This window comes from Serratia sp. CY52157, assembly GCF_052168495.1.
Classification (GTDB): domain Bacteria; phylum Pseudomonadota; class Gammaproteobacteria; order Enterobacterales; family Enterobacteriaceae; genus Serratia; species Serratia ureilytica.
In genome coordinates this window covers 1-2834 of record NZ_JBJNMO010000016.1, presented here as the reverse complement: position 1 = coordinate 2834, position 2834 = coordinate 1, and the positions used below count along the sequence as shown (strand labels likewise).

The window sequence follows — 2834 nt, the reverse complement described above, 5'->3', positions numbered from 1 at the left end:
TCTCTCTAAAAACACCTTCGGTGTTGTAAGGTTAAGCCTCACGGATCATTAGTACTGGTTAGCTCAATGCATCGCTGCACTTACACACCCAGCCTATCAACGTCTTAGTCTTAAACGTTCCTTCAGGGGCCTTAAAGGCCCAGGGAAGACTCATCTTGAGGCAAGTTTCGCGCTTAGATGCTTTCAGCGCTTATCTTTTCCGCACTTAGCTACCGGGCAATGCCATTGGCATGACAACCCGAACACCAGTGGTGCGTTCACTCCGGTCCTCTCGTACTAGGAGCAACCCCTCTCAATCTTCCAACGCCCACGGCAGATAGGGACCGAACTGTCTCACGACGTTCTAAACCCAGCTCGCGTACCACTTTAAATGGCGAACAGCCATACCCTTGGGACCTACTTCAGCCCCAGGATGTGATGAGCCGACATCGAGGTGCCAAACACCGCCGTCGATATGAACTCTTGGGCGGTATCAGCCTGTTATCCCCGGAGTACCTTTTATCCGTTGAGCGATGGCCCTTCCATTCAGAACCACCGGATCACTAAGACCTACTTTCGTACCTGCTCGAGCCGTCACTCTCGCAGTCAAGCTAGCTTATGCCTTTGCACTAACCTCACGATGTCCGACCGTGATTAGCTAACCTTCGTGCTCCTCCGTTACTCTTTGGGAGGAGACCGCCCCAGTCAAACTACCCACCAGACACTGTCCTCACCCCAGATTATGGGGCCGAGTTAGAACATCAAACATTAAAGGGTGGTATTTCAAGGATGGCTCCACGCAGACTGGCGTCCACGCTTCAAAGCCTCCCACCTATCCTACACATCAAGGCTCAATGTTCAGTGTCAAGCTATAGTAAAGGTTCACGGGGTCTTTCCGTCTTGCCGCGGGTACACTGCATCTTCACAGCGAGTTCAATTTCACTGAGTCTCGGGTGGAGACAGCCTGGCCATCATTACGCCATTCGTGCAGGTCGGAACTTACCCGACAAGGAATTTCGCTACCTTAGGACCGTTATAGTTACGGCCGCCGTTTACTGGGGCTTCGATCAAGAGCTTCGCCTTGCGGCTGACCCCATCAATTAACCTTCCAGCACCGGGCAGGCGTCACACCGTATACGTCCACTTTCGTGTTTGCACAGTGCTGTGTTTTTATTAAACAGTTGCAGCCAGCTGGTATCTTCGACTGGCTTCAGCTCCATCCGCGAGGGACTTCACCTACATGCCAGCGTGCCTTCTCCCGAAGTTACGGCACCATTTTGCCTAGTTCCTTCACCCGAGTTCTCTCAAGCGCCTTGGTATTCTCTACCTGACCACCTGTGTCGGTTTGGGGTACGATTTAATGTTACCTGGAGCTTAGAGGATTTTCCTGGAAGCAGGGCATCAACTACTTCTGCACCGTAGTGCATCGTCATCACGCCTCAGGGTTAGTATGCAACCGGATTTACCAGGTCACACCCCCTACACGCTTAAACCGGGACAACCGTCGCCCGGCTAGCCTAGCCTTCTCCGTCCCCCCTTCGCAGTAACACCAAGTACAGGAATATTAACCTGTTTCCCATCGACTACGCTTTTCAGCCTCGCCTTAGGGGTCGACTCACCCTGCCCCGATTAACGTTGGACAGGAACCCTTGGTCTTCCGGCGAGCGGGCTTTTCACCCGCTTTATCGTTACTTATGTCAGCATTCGCACTTCTGATACCTCCAGCAACCCTCACAGGCCACCTTCAACGGCTTACAGAACGCTCCCCTACCCAACAACGCCTAAGCGTCGCTGCCGCAGCTTCGGTGCATGGTTTAGCCCCGTTACATCTTCCGCGCAGGCCGACTCGACCAGTGAGCTATTACGCTTTCTTTAAATGATGGCTGCTTCTAAGCCAACATCCTGGCTGTCTATGCCTTCCCACATCGTTTCCCACTTAACCATGACTTTGGGACCTTAGCTGGCGGTCTGGGTTGTTTCCCTCTTCACGACGGACGTTAGCACCCGCCGTGTGTCTCCCGTGATAACATTCTTCGGTATTCGGAGTTTGCATCGGTTTGGTAAGCCGGGATGGCCCCCTAGCCGAAACAGTGCTCTACCCCCGAAGATGAGTTCACGAGGCGCTACCTAAATAGCTTTCGGGGAGAACCAGCTATCTCCCGGTTTGATTGGCCTTTCACCCCCAGCCACAAGTCATCCGCTAATTTTTCAACATTAGTCGGTTCGGTCCTCCAGTTAGTGTTACCCAACCTTCAACCTGCCCATGGCTAGATCACCGGGTTTCGGGTCTATACCTTGCAACTAATCGCCCAGTTAAGACTCGGTTTCCCTACGGCTCCCCTATACGGTTAACCTTGCTACAAAATATAAGTCGCTGACCCATTATACAAAAGGTACGCAGTCACACCACGAAGGTGCTCCCACTGCTTGTACGTACACGGTTTCAGGTTCTATTTCACTCCCCTCGCCGGGGTTCTTTTCGCCTTTCCCTCACGGTACTGGTTCACTATCGGTCAGTCAGGAGTATTTAGCCTTGGAGGATGGTCCCCCCATATTCAGACAGGATGTCACGTGTCCCGCCCTACTCATCGAACTCACGACCTGTGCATTTTAGTGTACGGGGCTATCACCCTTTGCTGCGCGACTTTCCAGACGCTTCCACTAACACACAAGCCGATTCAGGTTCTGGGCTCCTCCCCGTTCGCTCGCCGCTACTGGGGGAATCTCGGTTGATTTCTTTTCCTCGGGGTACTTAGATGTTTCAGTTCCCCCGGTTCGCCTCATGCCACTATGTATTCATGACATGATAGTGTGTCGAAACACACTGGGTTTCCCCATTCGGGTATCGCCGGTTG

1 rRNA gene is annotated in these 2834 nt (G+C 52.8%); it reads right to left on the bottom strand.

Annotated elements, in window-relative coordinates:
* Positions 1-27: 27 nt before the first annotated feature.
* Positions 28-2834: ribosomal RNA gene (locus ACJ8IP_RS24185) — 23S ribosomal RNA — on the bottom strand; the annotation flags it as partial.